Here is a 19,718-nt window from a genome sequence, read left to right as displayed (position 1 = left end):
AAGCAAAATCGTTTCTTACATCAAGCCCTCGCGGGCACCCCCTCACCGAAGCGAGGGGATCATCAGACTCGCCAGGCGGGTCTCAATGGTTATCTTCGTGAGCCATCGACAGGTAGACGATGGTCAGCATCATGAAGATGAACGCTTGCAGGGTGATGATCAGGATGTGGAACACAGCCCACGCCCATTGCAGGACCACGCCCAGACCGCTGAGCCACAACAGGCCGCTGCCGAACATGACCGCGATCAGAATGAACACCAGTTCACCCGCGTACATGTTGCCGAACAGTCGCAGTGCCAGGGAGATCGGCTTGGCCACCAGAGTCACGAATTCAAGCAGGAAGTTCACCGGAATCAACAGCGCCTGCAGGAAAATGTTCTTGCTGCCGAACGGGTGCAGGGTCAATTCGCCGATGAAGCCGCCGATACCCTTGATCTTGATGCTATAGAAAATGATCAGGGCAAAGACGGACAGTGCCATACCCAGCGTCGCGTTCGGATCGGTTGTCGATACGGCGCGGAAAGGAATGTGGTGATCACCGGTGATCATGATCGCCAACTGCGGGATCCAGTCGACAGGAATCAAGTCGACGGCGTTCATGAGGAACACCCAGGCGAAGATGGTCAATGCCAGAGGGGCGATCACGGCGCTACGGCCATGGAAACTGTCGCGGACGCTGCCATCGACGAACTCGACGAGCACTTCAACGAAGTTCTGCAGCGCGCCCGGCTGGCCGGAAGTCGCCTTTTTTGCGGCCATGCGGAAGATGAGGACGAAAATAAGACCCAATGCGACCGACCAGCCGAGGGTATCGACGTGGAAAGCCCAAAAGCCCATTTCTTTTGCTTCCGCTGCGGAATGCGCGAAGCCCCAACTGCCGTCAGGCAAATGACCAAAGGTCAAGTTCTGCAAGTGGTGCTGGATATAGCCCGAAGCTGTTTGCTCTGCCATGGTTGCCTCAAACGCCCTAAGGTCTCGAAAGTCTTGTTCTCAGTAGCAGGGGCGCAAACCAACTGACCAGCTGGGTCAGTATGAACACGCCGAAAACCGCCAGCGGAGCCAGCGGCTTTACTCCCGCAAACGTCAGCGCAAATAGCACTGCCGTAAAAATCAACTTGCCTGCCTCGCCGGCGTAGAACGACCGAACGATGGCCTGCGCTGCCCTGGCCCCGGAGTACCGGAATGCCTTATGAGCAAAATACAAATTCGGCAGCCAGGCTATCAGGCCTCCGCAAAGCCCCGAATACCCGGCTACGACACCGTGCCACTGCCAAAGCGCCAGCGCAGCCCCCAAGAGGACAATCAACTGAGCCAGCAAGATCGGGAAAACAGCCAGGCGATGGAATGGCAAGCGGTTTGGCGTGCGTGTCTCCATCACATGGGCTCCTCGTAAGCCGGCCGCCAAAATCAATAACTTGGCATAAATTGTGCCGACAAAATGCGCGCAGAGTATAGGGGCGGTTCAGCCCCTATTCAACTGCCAGGTAGTGATTTCCGACTACGCGCTACGCATGATTTGTTTCAGCGAATGTGAGCGAGCACACCCTGTAGCTCATCCAGCGAGTTATAACGGATAACCAACTGACCTTTGCCCTTCTGTCCATGGCGAATTTGCACTGCGGAGCCCAGCCGCTCGGCCAGGCGCTGCTCCAGACGTGTGATGTCAGGATCGGCCTTCACCGGCTCGGCAGTCTCCTGTTTGCCGCTCAGCCACTGGCGAACCAGCGCCTCAGTCTGGCGCACGGTCAAACCGCGTGCGACAACATGTCGCGCCCCTTCAACCTGCTGTTCTTCAGGCAGTCCCAGCAGCGCACGGGCGTGGCCCATCTCCAGATCACCATGGGAGAGCATGGTCTTGATCACTTCCGGCAATGCGATCAGTCGCAGCAGATTGGCGACGCTGACTCGCGACTTGCCGACCGCTTCGGCCACTTGCTGTTGGGTCAGCTGAAATTCCTGCTGCAGACGCTGCAGGGCAATCGCTTCCTCGATCGGATTCAAGTCCTCGCGCTGGATGTTCTCGATCAGTGCCATTGCAATGGCTGCTTCATCGGGCACATCACGCACCATGGCAGGAATCGTTTCGACCCCTGCCTGCTGGCTGGCGCGCCAGCGGCGTTCACCGGCAATGATCTCGAAGCGGTTATCGGCAATCGGGCGGACCACGATCGGCTGCATCACCCCTTGCGCCTTGATCGAGTTCGCAAGTTCTTCCAGTGCCTGGGGATCCATGTCACGACGCGGCTGATATTTGCCGCGTTGAATCAGGTCCAGCGGAATGTGCTGAAGCTCGCGCTCACTGGCCTTAACGGCCTGTTCTTCCAGTGCGCTGACGGTTGGGCTGCTCAGCAGTGCGTCCAGCCCACGTCCGAGTCCACGTTTCTTGACGGCCATGGAATTTCCTTAAGTGGGCTGAGCCGCGGTGCGACTGCCGCGACGTTGGCGACGGACCATCTCGCCCGCCAGCGCCAGGTAAGCCAGCGCGCCGCGAGAAGTCTTGTCATACGCCAACGCCGGCATACCGAAGCTAGGCGCTTCGGCCAGACGAATGTTGCGCGGAATAACGGTGTCGTACAGCTGCTCGCCAAAGTGCTCTTTGAGCTGTGCCGAAACATCGTTGATCAGGCTGAGCCGCGGGTCGTACATGGTCCGCAGCAAACCTTCGATCTTGAGTTGAGGATTGAGTAACTCACCGATGCGCTTGATGTTATCCACAAGGTCGCTCAGACCTTCGAGCGCAAAGTACTCGCACTGCATGGGGATAATGACGCCATCGGCTGCAACCAGCGCGTTGAGCGTCAGCATCGAAAGCGATGGAGGGCAGTCGATGAGGATGTAATCGTAATTTTCGCGGATGGGTGCCAGTGCTGAACGCAGACGCGATTCCTTCATCTGCATTTCCAGCAGGACCACCTCGGCAGCCGTCAGATCGCGGTTTGCCGGCAGCAGCTGATAGCCGCCGTGTTCGGAAAAGTGCATGGCCTGATTCAGGTCGCACTCGCCAATCAGCAAATCGTAGACCGAATGCTCAAGCGCGTGCTTATCCACACCACTGCCCATGGTGGCATTGCCTTGCGGATCGAGATCGATCAACAGCACCCGACGCTTGGTAGCCACCAGCGAAGCCGCGAGGTTGATGCAGGTTGTGGTTTTACCCACACCCCCTTTTTGGTTCGCTATCGCGAATACCTTAGCCATTCTTGCGTGTGTTCCCTGTCATGCCGTGCGGCGCAGTATCAGCAGATGCCGTTGACCTTGGCAACCGGGTACGGCCAAGGCTTGCGCGCTTTCCAGATGAAAATCTGCGGGCAATGCTACCAGTTCATCCACTGGATGCAGACCCTTCATTGCCAACCAGCGCGTTTCGCCGTCGCCCATGTGCCGAGTCCACTGGGTAAAGTCTTCCAGACTGCTGAAGGCGCGGGAGATGATGCCGTTGAACGGCAGCGCAGGCTGGAATGCTTCGGCACGGCTGTGGATAACTTCGAGGTTGGCGAGCGCGAGCTCAAGTTTGACCTGCGTCAGAAACCGGGTCTTCTTGCCGTTGCTGTCGAGCACCGTGATTTTCATGTCCGGAAACAGGATGGCCAGCGGAATGCCGGGCATCCCGCCGCCGCTGCCGACATCCAGCTGACGCTCACCTTCGATGAAACGCACCACGCTCAAGCTGTCCAGCAGATGGCGGGAGACCATTTCATCTGGATCACGAACAGCAGTCAGGTTGTAGGCCTTGTTCCACTTGATCAGCAAGGCCAGATACGCAAGCAACCGGCCGTGTTGGCTCTCGCTCAACTCGACGCCGAGCTCTCGAGCGCCAAGGGTCAGTTCTTCTGCATGCTGCGGGGTAACCATCGAACTCAAGCGCTTTGCTCCAACTGACGGCCCGCGCCGCGTTTTTTCAAATGAATCATCAACAGAGAAATCGCCGCTGGTGTGACGCCTGGAATCCGCGAGGCCTGGCCTAGCGTTTCCGGACGAGTTATCCCCAGCTTGCTCTGGATTTCTTTGGACAGACCGGAAATGCCGGTGTAATCGATATCAGCAGGGAGCTGTGTGTTTTCGCTGGCACGAAGACGAGCGATCTCATCTTGCTGACGGTCGATGTAACCGGCGTACTTGGTCTTGATTTCGACCTGTTCAGCGACCTGCGGGTCAGGCGAACCGTGGCCGGTCAGCGCAACCAGACTGGCGTAGTCCACTTCGGGACGGCTCAGCAAATTCAGCAGATTGTATTCGTGGGTCAACGGGGTGCCGAAGTGCGCCGAGACCGCATCGCCCTGCTCGGTTCCTGGACGAATCCAGGTAGATTTCAGTCGCTGTTCTTCCAGCTCGATGCCTTCACGCTTGGCACAGAACGCCGCCCAGCGGGCATCGTCGACCAATCCGAGCGCCCGACCCTGTTCGGTCAAACGCAAGTCCGCGTTGTCTTCGCGCAAAATCAGGCGGTACTCGGCGCGTGAGGTGAACATCCGGTACGGCTCTTGGGTGCCCAGCGTAATCAGGTCATCCACCAGCACGCCGATGTAAGCCTCATCGCGACGCGGACACCAGCTGTCCTTGCCTTGAGCCCGGAGCGCTGCGTTGGCACCCGCGAGTAAACCTTGGGCACCGGCCTCTTCGTAACCGGTTGTGCCGTTGATTTGTCCCGCGAAAAACAACCCACCGATAACCTTGGTTTCCAGGCTGTACTTCAGGTCGCGCGGATCGAAGTAGTCGTACTCGATGGCATAGCCAGGCCGCACGATGTGGGCATTTTCCATCCCGCGAATAGACCGAACAATCTGCAGCTGAACGTCGAACGGCAGCGAGGTCGATATGCCATTTGGATAAAGCTCATGGGTCGTCAAACCTTCCGGTTCGATAAACACCTGATGGCTTTCCTTGTCGGCAAAGCGATGAATCTTGTCCTCGATCGACGGGCAATAACGCGGGCCGACCCCTTCGATCTCCCCGGCAGCAGAATACATCGGCGACCGATCCAGATTCGCAGCGATGATTTCGTGGGTCCGGGCGTTGGTGTGGGTAATCCAGCAACTGACCTGGCTCGGGTGCTGAGCCTTGGAGCCCATGAACGACATCACGGGAATCGGCGTATCCCCCGGTTGTTCAGTCATCACCGAGAAATCCACAGATCGACCATCAATGCGCGGAGGTGTACCCGTTTTCAGGCGACCCACTCTCAGCGGTAGTTCCCGAAGCCTGCGTGCAAGCGCAATGGACGGCGGATCACCGGCACGACCGCCCGAATAGTTCTGCAGGCCAATGTGGATAAGTCCGCCCAGGAAGGTCCCTGTTGTCAGAACCACGGAGTCAGCCAGAAAACGCAGTCCCATCTGAGTGACGACGCCGCGTACCTGGTCCTGCTCGACGATAAGGTCGTCGCATGCTTGCTGGAATACCCACAGGTTGGGCTGGTTTTCGATGATTTCTCTGACCGCCGCCTTGTAAAGCACGCGGTCCGCTTGGGCGCGCGTCGCCCGGACAGCTGGGCCCTTGCGGCTGTTAAGCACACGAAACTGGATGCCGCTTTTGTCAGTAGCGGTGGCGATCGCACCGCCCAGTGCATCGATCTCTTTGACAAGATGACTTTTACCGATGCCACCAATGGCCGGGTTGCAACTCATTTGGCCGAGGGTTTCCACGTTGTGCGTAAGCAGCAGGGTGGTAGCACCCATACGTGCGGACGCCAGTGCTGCCTCGGTACCGGCATGACCGCCGCCGATGACGATCACTTGAAAACGGGAAGGGAAATCCACCACGCACCTCGTGCCTGTTGATTGGGGGGAATAGGAATGACGGCAAGTATAGGGACTTACCCCCCCTTAAGAAACCCGTTGCGCAAAATCTAACCAGCTGTGGATGAATGGCGGTTATATAAATTAAAAAGAAAGAAATTTATAAGATCTTTGTTTTTATGTTTATGTTTACTGAGCTACCTTTCTGTGGATAAAGTCCTGAAGGCCTTTAAATACGTGATGTACATAGATTCAAAAGCCTGTGTCCATGTGGCCAAGAGACCCTTGGATAACCTGTCTAAGCCTGTGGATTAAATAGCCAGTTGTCCACAGGCGCGATTATCCTCAGCTCAGAGGCCTCCTTATCAACTGACCTTAGCCGCGGTTATGCACAGGGCTTATCCGAGCACTCCAGCGCTAAACGGGCAAATTCGAGACGCAGTTATCCCGCCGCGCATTGATCGGGGGTTCAAGAAAAGTCAGAAGAATGAATCGAGATGGGGCAGATCCAGAGAGATTGACCTGCCAGGGGATAGATCGCGGCGTTATTTGCCGATGCAAAAGCTGGAGAAAATTCGTCCCAACAAGTCGTCCGAGCTGAATGCGCCGGTAATTTCGCCCAAGGACTGCTGGGCTTGGCGCAAGTCTTCTGCAAGCAGCTCGCCGGCGCCGGCTAAGGTCAGCTGCGAGCGTCCATGCTCCAGAGAAGCGCTTGCCTTGTGCAACGCCTCAAGATGGCGCCGGCGTGCACTGAAGCTTCCTTCAGCTGTTTGCTGATACCCCATGCACGCCTTGAGATGTTCGCGCAAAAGCTCCACGCCCTCACCACCGGCCTTGGCGCTGAGGTTGATGGTGACGTGGCCATCGACGCTGGTCACCAGTTCCACCGGTTCATCACTCAGGTCCACCTTGTTACGAATCAGGGTGACATGGGCCGGGTCAGGTTTTTGATCAAGGAACTCAGGCCACAATGCAAAGGGATCGCCGGCCTCGGGCGCTGTTGCATCCACTACCAGCAAAATGCGGTCTGCCTGGCCTATCGCCTGGAGCGCTCGTTGAACGCCTATTTTTTCCACCTGATCGTCGGTATCGCGCAGACCTGCGGTGTCCACCACGTGAAGCGGCATGCCATCAATGTGGATATGTTCGCGCAGGACATCCCGGGTTGTGCCGGCAATCTCAGTCACGATCGCCGCTTCTTTGCCCGCGAGTGCATTCAGCAGGCTGGATTTCCCGGCATTTGGCCTGCCTGCAATAACCACATTCATGCCATCTCTGAGCAACGCGCCCTGATTGGCTTCGTGTAGCACTGTGGATAACTGGATACGTACGTTATCCAACATGCTCAGCACATGGCCATCCGCGAGAAAGTCGATTTCCTCCTCCGGAAAGTCGATGGCCGCTTCAACGTAAATGCGCAGGCTGATCAGTTTCTCCGTGAGCTCATGCACTCTTTGGGAAAATGCACCCTGTAGCGACCTCAAGGCGTTGCGCGCGGCCTGAGCAGAACTCGCTTCAATCAGGTCAGCGATCGCCTCGGCTTGGGCAAGGTCAAGCTTGTCATTGAGAAACGCGCGTTCGCTGAATTCACCCGGCCGCGCCAGGCGGCACCCCAGCTGCACACAACGTTGCAGCAACATGTCCAGCACAACAGGCCCGCCATGCCCTTGAAGCTCCAGCACATCTTCCCCGGTGAACGAGTGAGGGCCTGAAAAATAGAGACCAATGCCCTCGTCGATTACAGCGTCGTCTTCTCCCTTGAAAGCGCCGTAGTGCGCATAACGAGGTTGTGGCAGTTTGCCGAGAATCGCCTCGGCACATTTGCCGGCCTGGGGGCCGGAAATACGGACGATACCGACGCCTCCACGTCCGGGAGCCGTGGCAATGGCCGCAATGGTTTCAAAAAGAACATTCATGGGCCGACTCCTGGGCAACCGACGGATAGCAAAACGCCCCACGAGGGGGCGTTTTGAGTGACTTGTTAACAGGGTAGATCAGGCTTCAGCTTTCTTGGCTTTCGCTTCGATGCTGCGGGTGATGTACCACTGTTGAGTGATGGACAAGGTGTTGTTCACAACCCAGTACAGCACCAGACCAGCCGGGAACCACAAGAAGAAGAACGTGAAGATGATTGGCATCAGCTTCATGACCTTGGCCTGCATCGGATCCGGAGGTGTCGGGTTCAAGCGCTGCTGGATAAACATGGTAGCGCCCATGATGATCGGCAGAATAAAGAACGGATCTTTGATCGACAGGTCAGTTATCCACAGCAGCCACGGTGCCTGGCGCATTTCGACGCTTTCAAGCAGTACCCAGTACAGCGACAGGAACACCGGCATCTGGACCAGAATCGGCAAGCATCCACCCAACGGGTTTATCTTCTCTTTCTTGTACAGTTCCATCATCGACTGAGACAGCTTCTGACGATCGTCGCCATGCTGTTCTTTCAGCGCGGCAAGGCGCGGCGCGACTGCGCGCATGCGTGCCATGGATTTGTAACTGGCAGCCGACAGAGGGAAGAAAAGCCCTTTGATCAGCATGGTCAGGAAAATAATCGACCAGCCCCAGTTGCCGACGATGCTGTGGATATGTTGCAGCAGCCAGAAAATAGGCTGGGCAATGAACCACAGAATCCCGTAATCCACTGTCAGTTCCAGACCTGGGGACAACTCCTTCAGGACTGCCTGACTCTTGGGACCGGCGTAAAGCGTTGCAGTTGTCTCGGCTTTCGCGCCAGGTGCGACCGTCAATGCCGGGCCAGTGAAACCGATGATGTAATTGCCGGCACTGTCCTTACGGGTGGTGACGGTGTTGCTGTCAGTCTTGTTCGGAATCCAGGCGGTCACGAAGTAATGCTGCAACCAGGCGACCCAACCACCCTGAACAGTATCCTTCACTGATCCTTTATCGATGTCCTTCATGGAAACCTTTTTGTAGGGTTCCGAAGGTGTCCACATGGCAGCACCGAGATAGGTGGCGGTGCCCGTAGCGGTAGTCGAGGATGGATCAGCGCTCGCATCACGTTTCAGCTGTGCGAACAGGTTGCCGTTCCACGCCTGCGGGCTTTGGTTGTCGATCACGTAGGAAACGGTCAGGTCATACAGCCCGCGTTTGAACGTGAAGCGCTTGATGTAGTTGACGCCGCCATCGCTGAATTTCAGATCGACGACCAGATCGTTCTGGCCATCAGCCAGCTGGTAACTCTTTTGCGTAGCCGAGTAGACCGGACGACCAGTGGCTCTGGCATCAGGACCGTTCGCGCCAGTCAGACCGCTCTGAGCAAGGAAAATCCTCTCGCCACCGTTATCGAACAGTTGGAAAGGAATCTCCGGGTGATCCTGACGGCGTGGATAAAGTGGCAAACGAAGCTGCACCACGTCGCCGCCCACTGGATCAATCTCCAGGTTGAGGACGTCTGTCTTCACCTGAATCAGATCTTTGCTGGTGGCCACCGGCATTTCCGCCGGCGCAGCCACTTCGCCCGTGGCGCTAGGGACGTCTGCATTGGCAGTCGCCGAGCCTTGCGGAGCATCAGGAATAGCGGATGTATTGGTGTTGGCAGCAACATTCTGAGTCGGCAAGGCAGCCTGACCATAGTCCTGGTTCCATTTCAGGACACCGACATAGGTCACGATTGCCAGGGCGACGATCAGGATCGTGCGTTTAATATCCATGATTACTCGGCCATCGAAGAGGAACGGGAGGTGGGAGCAGGTGGAACCGGGTCATAACCACCGGGATTCCAGGGATGACACCGACCTAAGCGACGTAAGGTCAGCCAGCCACCGCGTACCAGACCATAATTTTCAATGGCCTCGTACGCGTAGCAGGAGCAACTGGGGTAGAAACGACAGTGACTGGCCATCAGAGGACTGATGGCATAGCGGTAAAACTGGATCGGAACGAGCGCCAGTTTACGCATCAGGACTGTCTACCCCCGCAGTTTCGGTTTTAAGTTCGGGATCGGGCCGGCTGCGCGCCAGACGTTTCCAGAGCTTGCCGAAATGCTGAATCAATTCGGGGTTTTCAATGTCACCCAAGCCTTTGCGTGCGACGACGACGATATCCCATCCGACCAGGTTGTCCTGGTGAAGGCGAAACGACTCACGCATCAGGCGTTTCAAACGGTTGCGCTCGACGGAGAGCTTTACGCTCTTCTTCCCGATTACCAGCCCGAGACGGGGATGATCAAGGTCGTTGTTGCGCACAAGGAGCAGGAGGTTTTTCCCCGGAACCTTGCCGGTGGGGGAGTCAAAGACTGCCTTGAAATGCCGGGGTGTCAGCAAACGCTTTTCCCGACTGAAGTCCTGACTCACCACCTGTGCCGATTAATCAAACTGCCAGACGCTTACGGCCTTTTGCGCGACGACGCGACAGGACTGCGCGACCGTTTTTGGTGGCCATACGAGCACGGAAACCGTGGGTGCGAGCGCGCTTGATAGTGCTGGGTTGGAAAGTACGTTTCATGGCGTGTTACCTGGTTCGTCCACAACGGGCCGGAATGGCCCCCGTTTTAAGAGACCGGGGATTCTAGAGAAAGCGGGCTCGCAGGTCAATTTCCAACCAACGTTTCTTGCATTTAGTTCCTGAGTGCAATTCATCGACAGCGATCAATCAGCCGGTGCATTCTTGGAGCGTAGATATAGAAATAAAGAAGGAAGGTATTTAAAGCTTCTTTGTAAAGCTTATAAAAGCTTAAGGGAAGGATTTCTGTGGATAAAGCTCTGCGGGCCACGTATTGCTTGATGTACAGAGGACTGAAAGTCTGTCCACAAGCAGTGCCCGGGCTGTGCGGCAGCTGATTACAAGCTGTGCACAGAACGTATAGTTATCCACAGTGGCTTTATCCACAGCTTTTAGCCCAGGGTTATGCAAGGAGCTGAAGCGTGGTTATCCACAGACCTTAACTATCCACCGGTTGTCGTCTTTTTATGCGCTTTCCCATGGATATCGTGCGTCAGCACCCCACCTTCGTGTGGATAAGTCAGTTAGGGGTGGTTACAATGGCCGCTTGTTTTTGCCGCGCCGGCTTCAGAATCTAGGGGATATTTGTGTCAGTGGAACTTTGGCAGCAATGCGTTGAGCTTTTGCGCGATGAGCTGCCTGCCCAGCAATTCAACACCTGGATCCGTCCGTTACAGGTTGAAGCCGAAGGCGACGAATTGCGCGTGTATGCGCCCAACCGATTTGTGCTGGACTGGGTCAATGAAAAGTACCTGGGTCGATTGCTCGAGTTGCTGGGCGAGCACGGTCAGGGTATTGCCCCGGCGCTTTCCTTATTAATAGGCAGCAAGCGTAGCTCGGCCCCACGTGCAGCCCCGAATGCACCGCTTGCTGCGGCGGCAGCCGCATCTCAGGCCGCCGAGATGGCAGCTACTAGCGAAGCGCCGGTTACAGCACGAGCACCGCAGTCCGTCGCAACGCCTGCTCCAATGATTCAGACCTCTTTGAATGTCGAGGATGAGCCTTCCCGAGCTAGCTTTGATCCAATGGCGGGCGCCAGTTCCCAGCAAGCTCCTGCGCGGGCCGAGCAGCGTAATGTTCAGGTTGAGGGCGCTCTGAAGCACACCAGCTATCTGAACAGGACCTTCACATTCGAAAACTTTGTCGAAGGTAAATCCAACCAACTGGCGCGTGCGGCCGCCTGGCAGGTAGCGGACAACCCCAAGCATGGCTATAACCCGCTCTTCCTTTATGGCGGTGTAGGTCTGGGTAAAACTCACTTGATGCATGCTGTGGGTAACCACCTGCTCAAGAAAAACCCGAATGCCAAGGTCGTGTATCTGCACTCCGAGCGATTTGTGGCGGATATGGTCAAGGCGCTACAGCTCAATGCTATCAATGAGTTCAAGCGCTTCTATCGCTCCGTCGACGCACTGCTAATTGATGACATTCAATTTTTTGCGCGCAAGGAACGTTCCCAGGAAGAGTTTTTCCACACCTTCAACGCCCTTCTCGAAGGTGGTCAGCAGGTTATTCTCACGAGTGACCGCTACCCTAAAGAAATCGAAGGCCTTGAAGAGCGCCTCAAGTCGCGTTTCGGTTGGGGCCTGACGGTCGCCGTCGAGCCCCCGGAGCTGGAAACACGGGTGGCGATTTTGATGAAGAAAGCGGATCAGGCGAAAGTCGATCTCCCTCACGACGCTGCGTTTTTTATCGCACAGCGTATCCGTTCCAATGTGCGAGAGCTTGAGGGTGCGCTGAAGCGCGTCATCGCTCACTCACACTTCATGGGCCGTGACATCACGATCGAGTTGATCCGCGAGTCGTTGAAGGACCTGCTAGCGTTGCAGGACAAGCTCGTGAGTGTGGATAACATCCAGCGGACTGTCGCTGAATACTACAAGATAAAGATCTCTGACCTGCTTTCCAAGCGCCGTTCCAGGTCCGTCGCGAGACCGCGGCAAGTGGCGATGGCATTGTCCAAGGAACTGACCAATCACAGCCTTCCCGAAATCGGTGATGTGTTTGGCGGCCGCGATCACACAACCGTGTTGCACGCGTGCCGGAAGATCAATGAATTGAAAGAATCCGATGCGGACATCCGCGAGGACTACAAGAACCTGCTGCGGACTTTGACAACGTGATGCCGACGCAGCTTATCAAGGCAAGGGACTAGACCATGCATTTCACCATTCAACGCGAAGCCCTGTTGAAACCCCTGCAACTGGTCGCGGGCGTTGTTGAACGCCGTCAGACCTTGCCGGTTCTGTCGAACGTGCTTCTGGTCGTTCAGGGCCAGCAGCTGTCTTTGACCGGTACTGACCTGGAAGTCGAGCTGGTCGGCCGTGTGCAGCTGGAGGAGCCTGCCGAGCCGGGCGAAATCACGGTGCCTGCGCGCAAGCTGATGGACATCTGCAAAAGCATTCCCAATGACGCGCTCATCGATATCAAGCTCGACGAGCAAAAGCTGATCGTCAAAGCCGGCCGTAGCCGCTTCACCCTGTCTACCCTGCCCGCCAACGACTTCCCAACCGTCGAAGAAGGCCCGGGGTCTCTCACATTCAGTCTCGTTCAGAGCAAGCTGCGCCGTTTGATCGAGCGCACCAGCTTTGCCATGGCCCAGCAAGACGTTCGCTACTACCTCAATGGCATGTTGCTTGAGGTTCAGTCAGGCATTCTGCGCGCGGTTGCAACTGATGGGCATCGTCTTGCGATGTGCTCCATGGCGGCTGAGATCGAGCAAGCTGACCGTCACCAAGTGATCGTGCCGCGTAAGGGGATACTTGAACTGGCGCGGCTACTGACCGAGCAAGATGGACTGGTCAGCATTGTGCTCGGTCAGCATCATATTCGTGCGACCACGGGTGAGTTCACGTTCACATCCAAACTGGTAGACGGCAAATTTCCTGACTATGAGCGAGTGCTGCCCAAGGGCGGCGACAAGCTGGTAGTGGGTGATCGTCAGGCACTGCGGGAAGCGTTCAGCCGCACGGCGATTCTTTCCAACGAGAAGTATCGAGGTATTCGCCTTCAGTTGGCTAACGGCCAGTTGAAGATTCAAGCGAATAACCCGGAGCAAGAGGAAGCCGAAGAGGAAATCAGTGTCGAATACAACGGCAGCTCGCTCGAGATCGGATTTAACGTGAGCTATCTGCTCGACGTACTGGGTGTCATGACTACGGAGCAAGTCCGTCTGATCCTCTCGGATTCCAACAGCAGTGCGTTGGTGCAGGAATCCGGCAATGACGACTCGGCCTATGTCGTTATGCCGATGCGCCTGTAACAGCAGTTGATCAATGTCTCTTAGCCGCGTCTCGGTCACCGGGGTGCGCAATCTGCAACCGGTGACCTTCTCTCCTTCTCCCCGCATCAACATCCTGTACGGCGCCAACGGTAGTGGGAAAACCAGTGTTCTTGAAGCCATCTATCTCCTCGGTTTAGCGCGCTCTTTCCGCAGCGTTCGACTGCAGCCGGTCATTCAATACGAGCAACCTGCGTGTACGGTCTTTGGCCAAGTTGAACTCGCCGAAGGTGGCCACAGCAGCCTTGGTGTTTCCCGAGAGCGTCAGGGTGATTTCCAGATTCGTATCGATGGGCAGAACGCCAAGAGTGCCGCCCAACTTGCCGAGGCGTTGCCGCTGCAGCTGATCAATCCTGACAGCTTCCGACTCCTTGAAGGTGCACCCAAGATCCGGCGTCAGTTTCTGGATTGGGGAGTGTTCCACGTGGAACCTCGTTTTATGTCGACCTGGCAGCGGCTTCAGAAGGCCCTCAGGCAGCGAAACTCGTGGCTTCGCCATGGTACACTTGACGCCGCTTCGCAGGCCGCATGGGACCGTGAACTGTGTCTGGCGAGCGATGAAATTGACGAGTTTCGGCGCGCTTACATCAAAGCGTTGAAACCAGTGTTCGAGCAAACCTTGAGTGAGCTTGTTCAGATCGATGGGCTGACGCTTAGTTACTATCGAGGATGGGACAAGGAAAAGAACCTGAGTGACGTGCTGGCATCTTCGCTCTACCGTGATCAACAGATGGGTCATACGCAAGCAGGGCCGCAACGTGCAGATCTACGTCTGCGACTTGGCGGACACAATGCAGCGGATATTCTTTCCCGCGGGCAGCAGAAACTCGTGGTCTGCGCCCTGCGTATCGCTCAGGGACACTTAGTCAGCACGGCCCGTCGTGGCCAATGTATTTACCTCGTCGACGATCTGCCATCGGAGCTCGATGAGAATCACCGCGGTGCGCTATGTCGCCTGCTGGAAGAATTACGCTGCCAGGTATTTATCACCTGCGTAGATCATGAATTGTTGAGGGAAGGCTGGCAGACGGAAACGCCAGTTGCTTTGTTCCACGTGGAACACGGCAATATCACCCAGACCCACGACCACCGGGAGTGAAGGCATGAGCGAAAACCAAACGTACGACTCGACCAGCATCAAAGTGCTGAAAGGGCTCGATGCCGTACGCAAACGTCCTGGTATGTATATCGGCGACACAGACGATGGCAGCGGCCTCCACCATATGGTGTTTGAGGTTGTGGACAACTCGATCGACGAGGCATTGGCCGGTCACTGTGACGACATCAGCATCATCATTCACCCGGATGAATCGATCACTGTTCGCGATAACGGTCGCGGCATTCCGGTTGATGTGCATAAAGAAGAAGGCGTGTCTGCTGCCGAAGTCATCATGACTGTGTTGCACGCCGGCGGTAAGTTTGACGATAACTCCTACAAGGTATCCGGCGGTCTGCACGGTGTGGGCGTCTCGGTCGTTAATGCGTTGTCCGAGGTTTTAAACCTCACTGTGCGCCGCAGCGGAAAAGTCTGGGAGCAGACGTACGTCCACGGTGTTCCACAAGAGCCAATGCAGATTGTTGGTGAAAGTGACTCCACGGGTACCGAGATTCACTTCAAACCTTCCGCTGAAACCTTCAAGAACATTCACTTCAGCTGGGACATCCTGGCAAAGCGAATTCGTGAGCTGTCCTTCCTCAACTCCGGTGTGGGTATCGTTCTTAAGGACGAACGCAGCGGCAAGGAAGAGCTGTTCAAGTATGAAGGCGGTCTGCGCGCATTCGTTGAATACCTGAACACCAACAAAACGCCTGTGAATCAGGTCTTCCACTTCAACATCCAGCGTGAGGATGGCATTGGCGTTGAAATTGCCTTGCAGTGGAATGACAGCTTCAACGAGAACCTGTTGTGCTTCACCAACAACATTCCGCAGCGCGACGGTGGTACCCACCTCGTCGGCTTCCGTTCTGCCCTGACACGTAACCTGAACAACTACATTGAGCAGGAAGGTCTGGCGAAGAAGCACAAGGTTGCCACCACCGGCGACGATGCGCGTGAAGGCCTTACAGCAATCATCTCCGTCAAAGTCCCTGATCCGAAGTTCAGCTCGCAGACGAAAGACAAGCTGGTGTCCTCAGAAGTGAAGACTGCGGTTGAGCAGGAGATGGGCAAACACTTCTCTGACTTCCTGCTAGAGAACCCGAACGAAGCGAAAGCCGTTGTCGGCAAGATGATCGATGCAGCACGTGCTCGTGAAGCTGCGCGCAAAGCACGTGAGATGACTCGCCGCAAAGGTGCGCTGGATATCGCAGGCCTGCCCGGCAAACTGGCTGACTGCCAGGAAAAGGACCCTGCTCTTTCCGAACTGTATCTCGTGGAAGGTGACTCTGCTGGCGGTTCCGCCAAGCAGGGACGCAACCGTAAGACTCAGGCCATCTTGCCACTCAAGGGCAAGATCCTGAACGTGGAGAAGGCGCGCTTCGACAAGATGATCTCGTCCCAGGAAGTGGGCACGTTGATCACTGCACTGGGTTGCGGTATTGGTCGTGACGAGTACAACATCGAAAAGCTGCGGTACCACAACATCATCATCATGACCGATGCTGACGTCGACGGTTCGCACATCCGTACCTTGTTGCTGACCTTCTTCTTCCGTCAGTTGCCGGAGCTGGTTGAGCGTGGCTACATCTATATTGCTCAACCGCCGTTGTACAAGGTGAAGAAAGGCAAGCAAGAGCAGTACATCAAAGACGACGAGGCCATGGAAGAGTACATGACCCAGTCGGCCCTTGAAGATGCGAGCCTGCACCTGAACGAATCGGCGCCTGGTATTTCCGGTGCAGCGCTGGAGAAACTGGTACACGACTTCCGCATGGTCATGAAGACCCTGAAACGTCTGTCCCGTCTGTACCCGCAAGAGCTGACTGAGCACTTCGTCTACCTGCCGGCTGTGCCAATGGAGCAGTTGTCGGATCATGCGGCCATGCAAGAGTGGCTGGCGAAGTTCGATGAACGCCTGCGTGTGGGAGAGAAATCCGGGTTGGTCTACAAAGCCAGCTTGCGTGAAGACCGCGAGCGTAACGTGTGGCTGCCAGAGGTCGAGCTGATCTCCCATGGTCTGTCCAACTACGTAACGTTCAACCGCGATTTCTTTGGCAGCAACGACTACAAGACAGTCACCGCGCTGGGTGCTCAGATCAGCACGCTGCTTGAAGAAGGCGCTTACGTTCAACGTGGCGAACGCAAGAAAGCGGTCACCGAGTTCAAGGAAGCACTGGCCTGGTTGATGGCAGAGAGCACCAAGCGTCATACGATTCAGCGCTACAAAGGTCTCGGTGAGATGAACCCTGATCAGCTGTGGGAAACCACGATGGACCCGAGCGTGCGACGCATGCTCAAGGTGACGATCGAAGACGCCATCGGCGCTGATCAGATCTTCAACACCCTGATGGGTGACGCAGTAGAACCTCGCCGCGACTTCATTGAAGCCAACGCACTGGCGGTGTCGAACCTGGACTTCTAAGGTTCACCTGCTAACCAAACAGCCCCAACGATGCGAATCGATTGGGGCTGTTTCGTTTAGGGATTCAGCTCAAGGTTTTCATGGGATTGATCGCCAACGTGGTCCGCCCTCCGCTTCTCAACCGTTTGCCCCATTCGATACTGCGCAGTTCAATGAGTCGGTGGCTGACCGCAGATATACCCACAATCAAGATCAACAGACCGATGAGCAGGAAGTTATCAGCCACTTCGTCGTGGAAGGAAAGCATCGGGCCTGGCGCCGCGGCAGCGTATGTGACGATGGTGTTGCCGGCGACTTTCCCTACAAGAAGCATGGCGAGGGTGAAGGCGAATAGGACCATCGCATGGGTCATGTAGATCGAGTAGGACAGCGCGCCCAGCTTCTCGAACGGGCGAGCCTTCAGCAAGGTCGAGATCACTCCTCCCTCAAAGGAGAAAATCAACATGAGCGCGCAGAAGCCCAACGTCAGAATGATCTGCTTGTGATCGATGTTACTCACCAGCAAGCTCACTGTCAGGCAGACCCCGACGACTTCCAAAGCTGTGTGCAGCCAGCGCGGAATGGTCTTGTTGTGGATAACCCGATAGAGGTGATAGGTCATCACGCCTGCAAAGAAACAGGATAGACCCTGCAATGCAGGCTCCATCAGATAGGCAAGTCCCAAGGACAAGCACACCGTAGCCATCAACGAAATCATCAGAAATATCAGCGTGGCGAAGCGTGGGGTACACAAGAGTATCCCCGCGAAGATCATGTAAATGTAGTACTCGACACTGATGCTCCACGCCGGAAAGTTGAACGACTGGGGATTGAATCCCGGCCACCAGGACTGCAACAGCAGCAGGTTGGGGATGATTTCCTGGGGCGCGCGCTGCCCGGTGAAGCTGGGCTGATTGAACGCTATGCCGGCATTCTCCGCACCCAGCTTCATAACCTCCAATGCGATAGCGAGCAGGAGCACAAAGACGTGCAAGGGGTAAAGTCGGAAGGTGCGAGTGATGAAGAACTGCTTGAACTGGTCCGTCGTTGCCAGCCGCTGTCCGTAGGTGTGGACCATGACAAACCCGCTCAGGACGAAGAAAAAGCTCACCAGGTAATGAGCATTTCGGAAGAACGCCCATTCGCCGAAGCTCTGTGGAATGTGGATGTGATAGACCGCAACGCTCAGTGCGCAGATGCCCCTAAAGCCGTCCAGCACTTGAAATCTCTTCATCGCAAACTCCCTGTTGAATCCATGCCGGATGCGTTTAGATTCTCCCTCGGTGCGCAGGTCATCTCATGCGGTACCTTTCCCGGTTCCGGTCCAGCGGGTTTTCAAGTTGTCCAGGCGAATGCTTAAAGACCCGGCAAGCCCACGGCGCCAGGCCATAGCGAGCTTCTCGATAACATGCCAAGAGAACATGGCTGCCAGTAACACAAGCGGGAACGCGAGCAGCATCATGCTGACAGGCCCGATGCCTTTGAACAGATGGGCGAGGATTTCCTGAATCGGGAAGGCATAGATATAAACGCCGTACGAGTAATCACCCAGCTGGTTGTAGCGGTCGACCAGGGGGTGAGTGGCGAACCCGAGGTAGAAAATCAGATACGTCCAGGCCAGCACAAAGCACTCGAAGAAATAGGTCGTGCGCCATGTGACGGCGGCTAACGCGGCGAAAGGCAGGAAGCCGATGCATCGATGCTGAATGTGATGACGATATCGGTAGAAGGACATGCCCAGCACAAACGGCAAACTCCACGTGAAGAAAAACTCGGCGCGGTGGACGTCATTGAGCAAAGCGCTGTTCAACATCAAGGCTTTGAAGGCGACGTACAGCGCGGCGTAAGACAGTAGAAAGCCGGCGAATTTACGTCCTTCACTGTAAAAGGCAAATTTGCCAAGCCCGCCGACCAGGATGTAGAGAGCGACTTCATAAAAGAGCGTCCACAGCGACCCATTGATTCCGGGCCAAGGGTTGTTCTCGAACACGCCAGGCAGCTGGAACTTCATGCTGAACAGCGTCAGGTTATGGGTGAGATAACCGTATGTTTCACCTGAGCTGAAATATTCCCACGCACTCAGTGTCGTAAATAAAGGCCCGATCAGAAACACGCTGAGCAGCAGCACGAGTGTCAGCCCTGGGTAGATCCGCAGAAACCGGGCGGTGAAAAAATCCAGCGTGCTGCCTGCGCGATCACGGCTAAGGGAGATAAAAAAGCCGGAGACGCAGAAAAAGGTGATTACCGCCAGTTCACCGAGTGACAGGCCAATCCAGTTCGAGAGCGGCTCGACCGCATCATGGCCGAGTGCAAGAGGGTAACTGTGGGAAATCAGTACCGCCGTGGCGGCAAGCATTCTGATCAAGTTGAAGTTGTTGTTTCGTCTGGACGCCAAGTCACCCAACGTATTCATACTGCCTCCGCGCGCGATCAGGGTCATATCGGTTCGATCCATTCACCGCTGTGACGCTCACGCCGTCGGGGACACGCGATATTGAGAGGGTTGGAAATGGTTTTTGAGCTTGAACGATACACTGGGGGTGCTGCGCGTCTAATTGGCATCTCTAATCGGGATGCGGATTATCTGCATGCCCTGTCAGCCAATAATTTGGCCCTGAAACTCGAACGATAGTTTTTGTTAGGCGGGAGTGTGCCGTTGCGCCTGGATTGGCCAATGACAGCGGCAAAAACTTAGATATCCGCCGATTGAACCGTTGCATCAGGACAGATGTAAGACC

The 19,718-nt window shown here is 55.9% G+C and carries 17 protein-coding genes; 4 read left to right on the top strand and 13 right to left on the bottom strand.

What is annotated here, in order from left to right:
• Nucleotides 1-82: 82 nt before the first annotated feature.
• The 11 genes from atpB to rpmH form a co-directional block, all read right to left on the bottom strand.
• Nucleotides 83-952 carry a F0F1 ATP synthase subunit A gene (atpB, locus tag L4G42_RS12060; protein WP_133774007.1) on the bottom strand — a complete coding sequence of 290 codons (870 nt, stop codon included), beginning with the start codon at nucleotides 950-952 and terminating at the stop codon, nucleotides 83-85.
• Nucleotides 953-968: 16 nt separating this feature from the next.
• Nucleotides 969-1,376 (bottom strand): F0F1 ATP synthase subunit I, encoded by a 408-nt coding sequence (locus L4G42_RS12055; protein ID WP_237259242.1) that lies wholly within the window; start codon nucleotides 1,374-1,376, stop codon nucleotides 969-971.
• Between the two features lie 146 nt (nucleotides 1,377-1,522).
• Complete coding sequence (locus L4G42_RS12050) at nucleotides 1,523-2,395, bottom strand: ParB/RepB/Spo0J family partition protein (protein ID WP_237250184.1); 873 nt, start codon at nucleotides 2,393-2,395, stop codon at nucleotides 1,523-1,525.
• Nucleotides 2,396-2,404: 9 nt separating this feature from the next.
• On the bottom strand, nucleotides 2,405-3,199 hold the full coding sequence (locus L4G42_RS12045) for a ParA family protein (protein ID WP_133774014.1): 795 nt from the start codon (nucleotides 3,197-3,199) through the stop codon (nucleotides 2,405-2,407).
• A gap of 18 nt (nucleotides 3,200-3,217) precedes the next feature.
• The gene (gene rsmG / locus L4G42_RS12040; RefSeq protein ID WP_237250319.1) at nucleotides 3,218-3,853 is read right to left on the bottom strand and encodes a 16S rRNA (guanine(527)-N(7))-methyltransferase RsmG; all 636 of its coding nucleotides are present in this window, start codon (nucleotides 3,851-3,853) and stop codon (nucleotides 3,218-3,220) included.
• A gap of 5 nt (nucleotides 3,854-3,858) precedes the next feature.
• Nucleotides 3,859-5,757 carry a tRNA uridine-5-carboxymethylaminomethyl(34) synthesis enzyme MnmG gene (gene mnmG / locus L4G42_RS12035; protein ID WP_237250186.1) on the bottom strand — a complete coding sequence of 633 codons (1,899 nt, stop codon included), beginning with the start codon at nucleotides 5,755-5,757 and terminating at the stop codon, nucleotides 3,859-3,861.
• A gap of 524 nt (nucleotides 5,758-6,281) precedes the next feature.
• The gene (mnmE, locus tag L4G42_RS12030; protein WP_237250188.1) at nucleotides 6,282-7,652 is read right to left on the bottom strand and encodes a tRNA uridine-5-carboxymethylaminomethyl(34) synthesis GTPase MnmE; all 1,371 of its coding nucleotides are present in this window, start codon (nucleotides 7,650-7,652) and stop codon (nucleotides 6,282-6,284) included.
• Nucleotides 7,653-7,730: 78 nt separating this feature from the next.
• Nucleotides 7,731-9,410, bottom strand: a complete 1,680-nt coding sequence (gene yidC, locus L4G42_RS12025) for a membrane protein insertase YidC (RefSeq protein ID WP_237250189.1) — start codon at nucleotides 9,408-9,410, stop codon at nucleotides 7,731-7,733.
• 2 nt (nucleotides 9,411-9,412) lie between these two features.
• Nucleotides 9,413-9,658: a membrane protein insertion efficiency factor YidD gene (yidD, locus tag L4G42_RS12020; protein WP_074886126.1), complete on the bottom strand. Its 246-nt coding sequence runs from the start codon at nucleotides 9,656-9,658 to the stop codon at nucleotides 9,413-9,415.
• Nucleotides 9,651-10,052: a ribonuclease P protein component gene (rnpA, locus tag L4G42_RS12015; RefSeq protein WP_122534378.1), complete on the bottom strand. Its 402-nt coding sequence runs from the start codon at nucleotides 10,050-10,052 to the stop codon at nucleotides 9,651-9,653. The genes yidD and rnpA overlap by 8 nt, the downstream gene beginning before the upstream one ends.
• A 16-nt stretch (nucleotides 10,053-10,068) precedes the next feature.
• A complete protein-coding gene (rpmH, locus tag L4G42_RS12010; protein ID WP_002551315.1) occupies nucleotides 10,069-10,203 on the bottom strand; it encodes a 50S ribosomal protein L34 in 135 nt (44 codons plus the stop codon).
• Nucleotides 10,204-10,787: 584 nt separating this feature from the next.
• Between rpmH and dnaA the strand changes: the two genes are divergently transcribed.
• The 4 genes from dnaA to gyrB are packed head-to-tail and all read left to right on the top strand — an operon-like array spanning nucleotide 10,788 to nucleotide 17,001.
• Nucleotides 10,788-12,323, top strand: a complete 1,536-nt coding sequence (dnaA, locus tag L4G42_RS12005; protein ID WP_237250191.1) for a chromosomal replication initiator protein DnaA — start codon at nucleotides 10,788-10,790, stop codon at nucleotides 12,321-12,323.
• A 35-nt stretch (nucleotides 12,324-12,358) separates the two neighbouring features.
• Complete coding sequence (gene dnaN / locus L4G42_RS12000) at nucleotides 12,359-13,462, top strand: DNA polymerase III subunit beta (RefSeq protein ID WP_237250193.1); 1,104 nt, start codon at nucleotides 12,359-12,361, stop codon at nucleotides 13,460-13,462.
• A 13-nt stretch (nucleotides 13,463-13,475) separates the two neighbouring features.
• On the top strand, nucleotides 13,476-14,579 hold the full coding sequence (recF, locus tag L4G42_RS11995) for a DNA replication/repair protein RecF (RefSeq protein ID WP_237250195.1): 1,104 nt from the start codon (nucleotides 13,476-13,478) through the stop codon (nucleotides 14,577-14,579).
• Nucleotides 14,580-14,583: 4 nt separating this feature from the next.
• Complete coding sequence (gene gyrB, locus L4G42_RS11990; RefSeq protein ID WP_237250197.1) at nucleotides 14,584-17,001, top strand: DNA topoisomerase (ATP-hydrolyzing) subunit B; 2,418 nt, start codon at nucleotides 14,584-14,586, stop codon at nucleotides 16,999-17,001.
• A gap of 64 nt (nucleotides 17,002-17,065) precedes the next feature.
• Here the strand turns inward: gyrB and L4G42_RS11985 are convergent, their stop codons facing one another.
• Nucleotides 17,066-18,214: an acyltransferase family protein gene (locus L4G42_RS11985; protein ID WP_237260822.1), complete on the bottom strand. Its 1,149-nt coding sequence runs from the start codon at nucleotides 18,212-18,214 to the stop codon at nucleotides 17,066-17,068.
• 63 nt (nucleotides 18,215-18,277) lie between these two features.
• Entirely contained in the window at nucleotides 18,278-19,420 is a 1,143-nt protein-coding gene (locus tag L4G42_RS11980) for an acyltransferase family protein (protein WP_237250200.1), read from the bottom strand.
• Nucleotides 19,421-19,718: the final 298 nt, after the last annotated feature.

Origin of the sequence: Pseudomonas petrae, assembly GCF_021728295.1 — a bacterium.
In the GTDB taxonomy this organism is placed as follows: domain Bacteria; phylum Pseudomonadota; class Gammaproteobacteria; order Pseudomonadales; family Pseudomonadaceae; genus Aquipseudomonas; species Aquipseudomonas petrae.
Note: the sequence above shows the minus strand (reverse complement) of the source record. Positions and strands in the feature narration are given on the sequence as shown.

Coding starts and splice junctions, on each gene's coding strand:
- gyrB (WP_237250197.1), top strand. CDS start 14,584: ATGAGCGAAAACCAAACGTACGACTCGACCAGCATCAAAGTGCTGAAA.
- rsmG (WP_237250319.1), bottom strand. CDS start 3,853: ATGGTTACCCCGCAGCATGCAGAAGAACTGACCCTTGGCGCTCGAGAG.
- recF (WP_237250195.1), top strand. CDS start 13,476: ATGTCTCTTAGCCGCGTCTCGGTCACCGGGGTGCGCAATCTGCAACCG.
- yidD (WP_074886126.1), bottom strand. CDS start 9,658: ATGCGTAAACTGGCGCTCGTTCCGATCCAGTTTTACCGCTATGCCATC.
- L4G42_RS11980 (WP_237250200.1), bottom strand. CDS start 19,420: ATGACCCTGATCGCGCGCGGAGGCAGTATGAATACGTTGGGTGACTTG.
- L4G42_RS12045 (WP_133774014.1), bottom strand. CDS start 3,199: ATGGCTAAGGTATTCGCGATAGCGAACCAAAAAGGGGGTGTGGGTAAA.
- rpmH (WP_002551315.1), bottom strand. CDS start 10,203: ATGAAACGTACTTTCCAACCCAGCACTATCAAGCGCGCTCGCACCCAC.
- yidC (WP_237250189.1), bottom strand. CDS start 9,410: ATGGATATTAAACGCACGATCCTGATCGTCGCCCTGGCAATCGTGACC.
- L4G42_RS12050 (WP_237250184.1), bottom strand. CDS start 2,395: ATGGCCGTCAAGAAACGTGGACTCGGACGTGGGCTGGACGCACTGCTG.
- L4G42_RS12055 (WP_237259242.1), bottom strand. CDS start 1,376: ATGGAGACACGCACGCCAAACCGCTTGCCATTCCATCGCCTGGCTGTT.
- mnmE (WP_237250188.1), bottom strand. CDS start 7,652: ATGAATGTTCTTTTTGAAACCATTGCGGCCATTGCCACGGCTCCCGGA.
- L4G42_RS11985 (WP_237260822.1), bottom strand. CDS start 18,214: ATGAAGAGATTTCAAGTGCTGGACGGCTTTAGGGGCATCTGCGCACTG.
- dnaN (WP_237250193.1), top strand. CDS start 12,359: ATGCATTTCACCATTCAACGCGAAGCCCTGTTGAAACCCCTGCAACTG.
- atpB (WP_133774007.1), bottom strand. CDS start 952: ATGGCAGAGCAAACAGCTTCGGGCTATATCCAGCACCACTTGCAGAAC.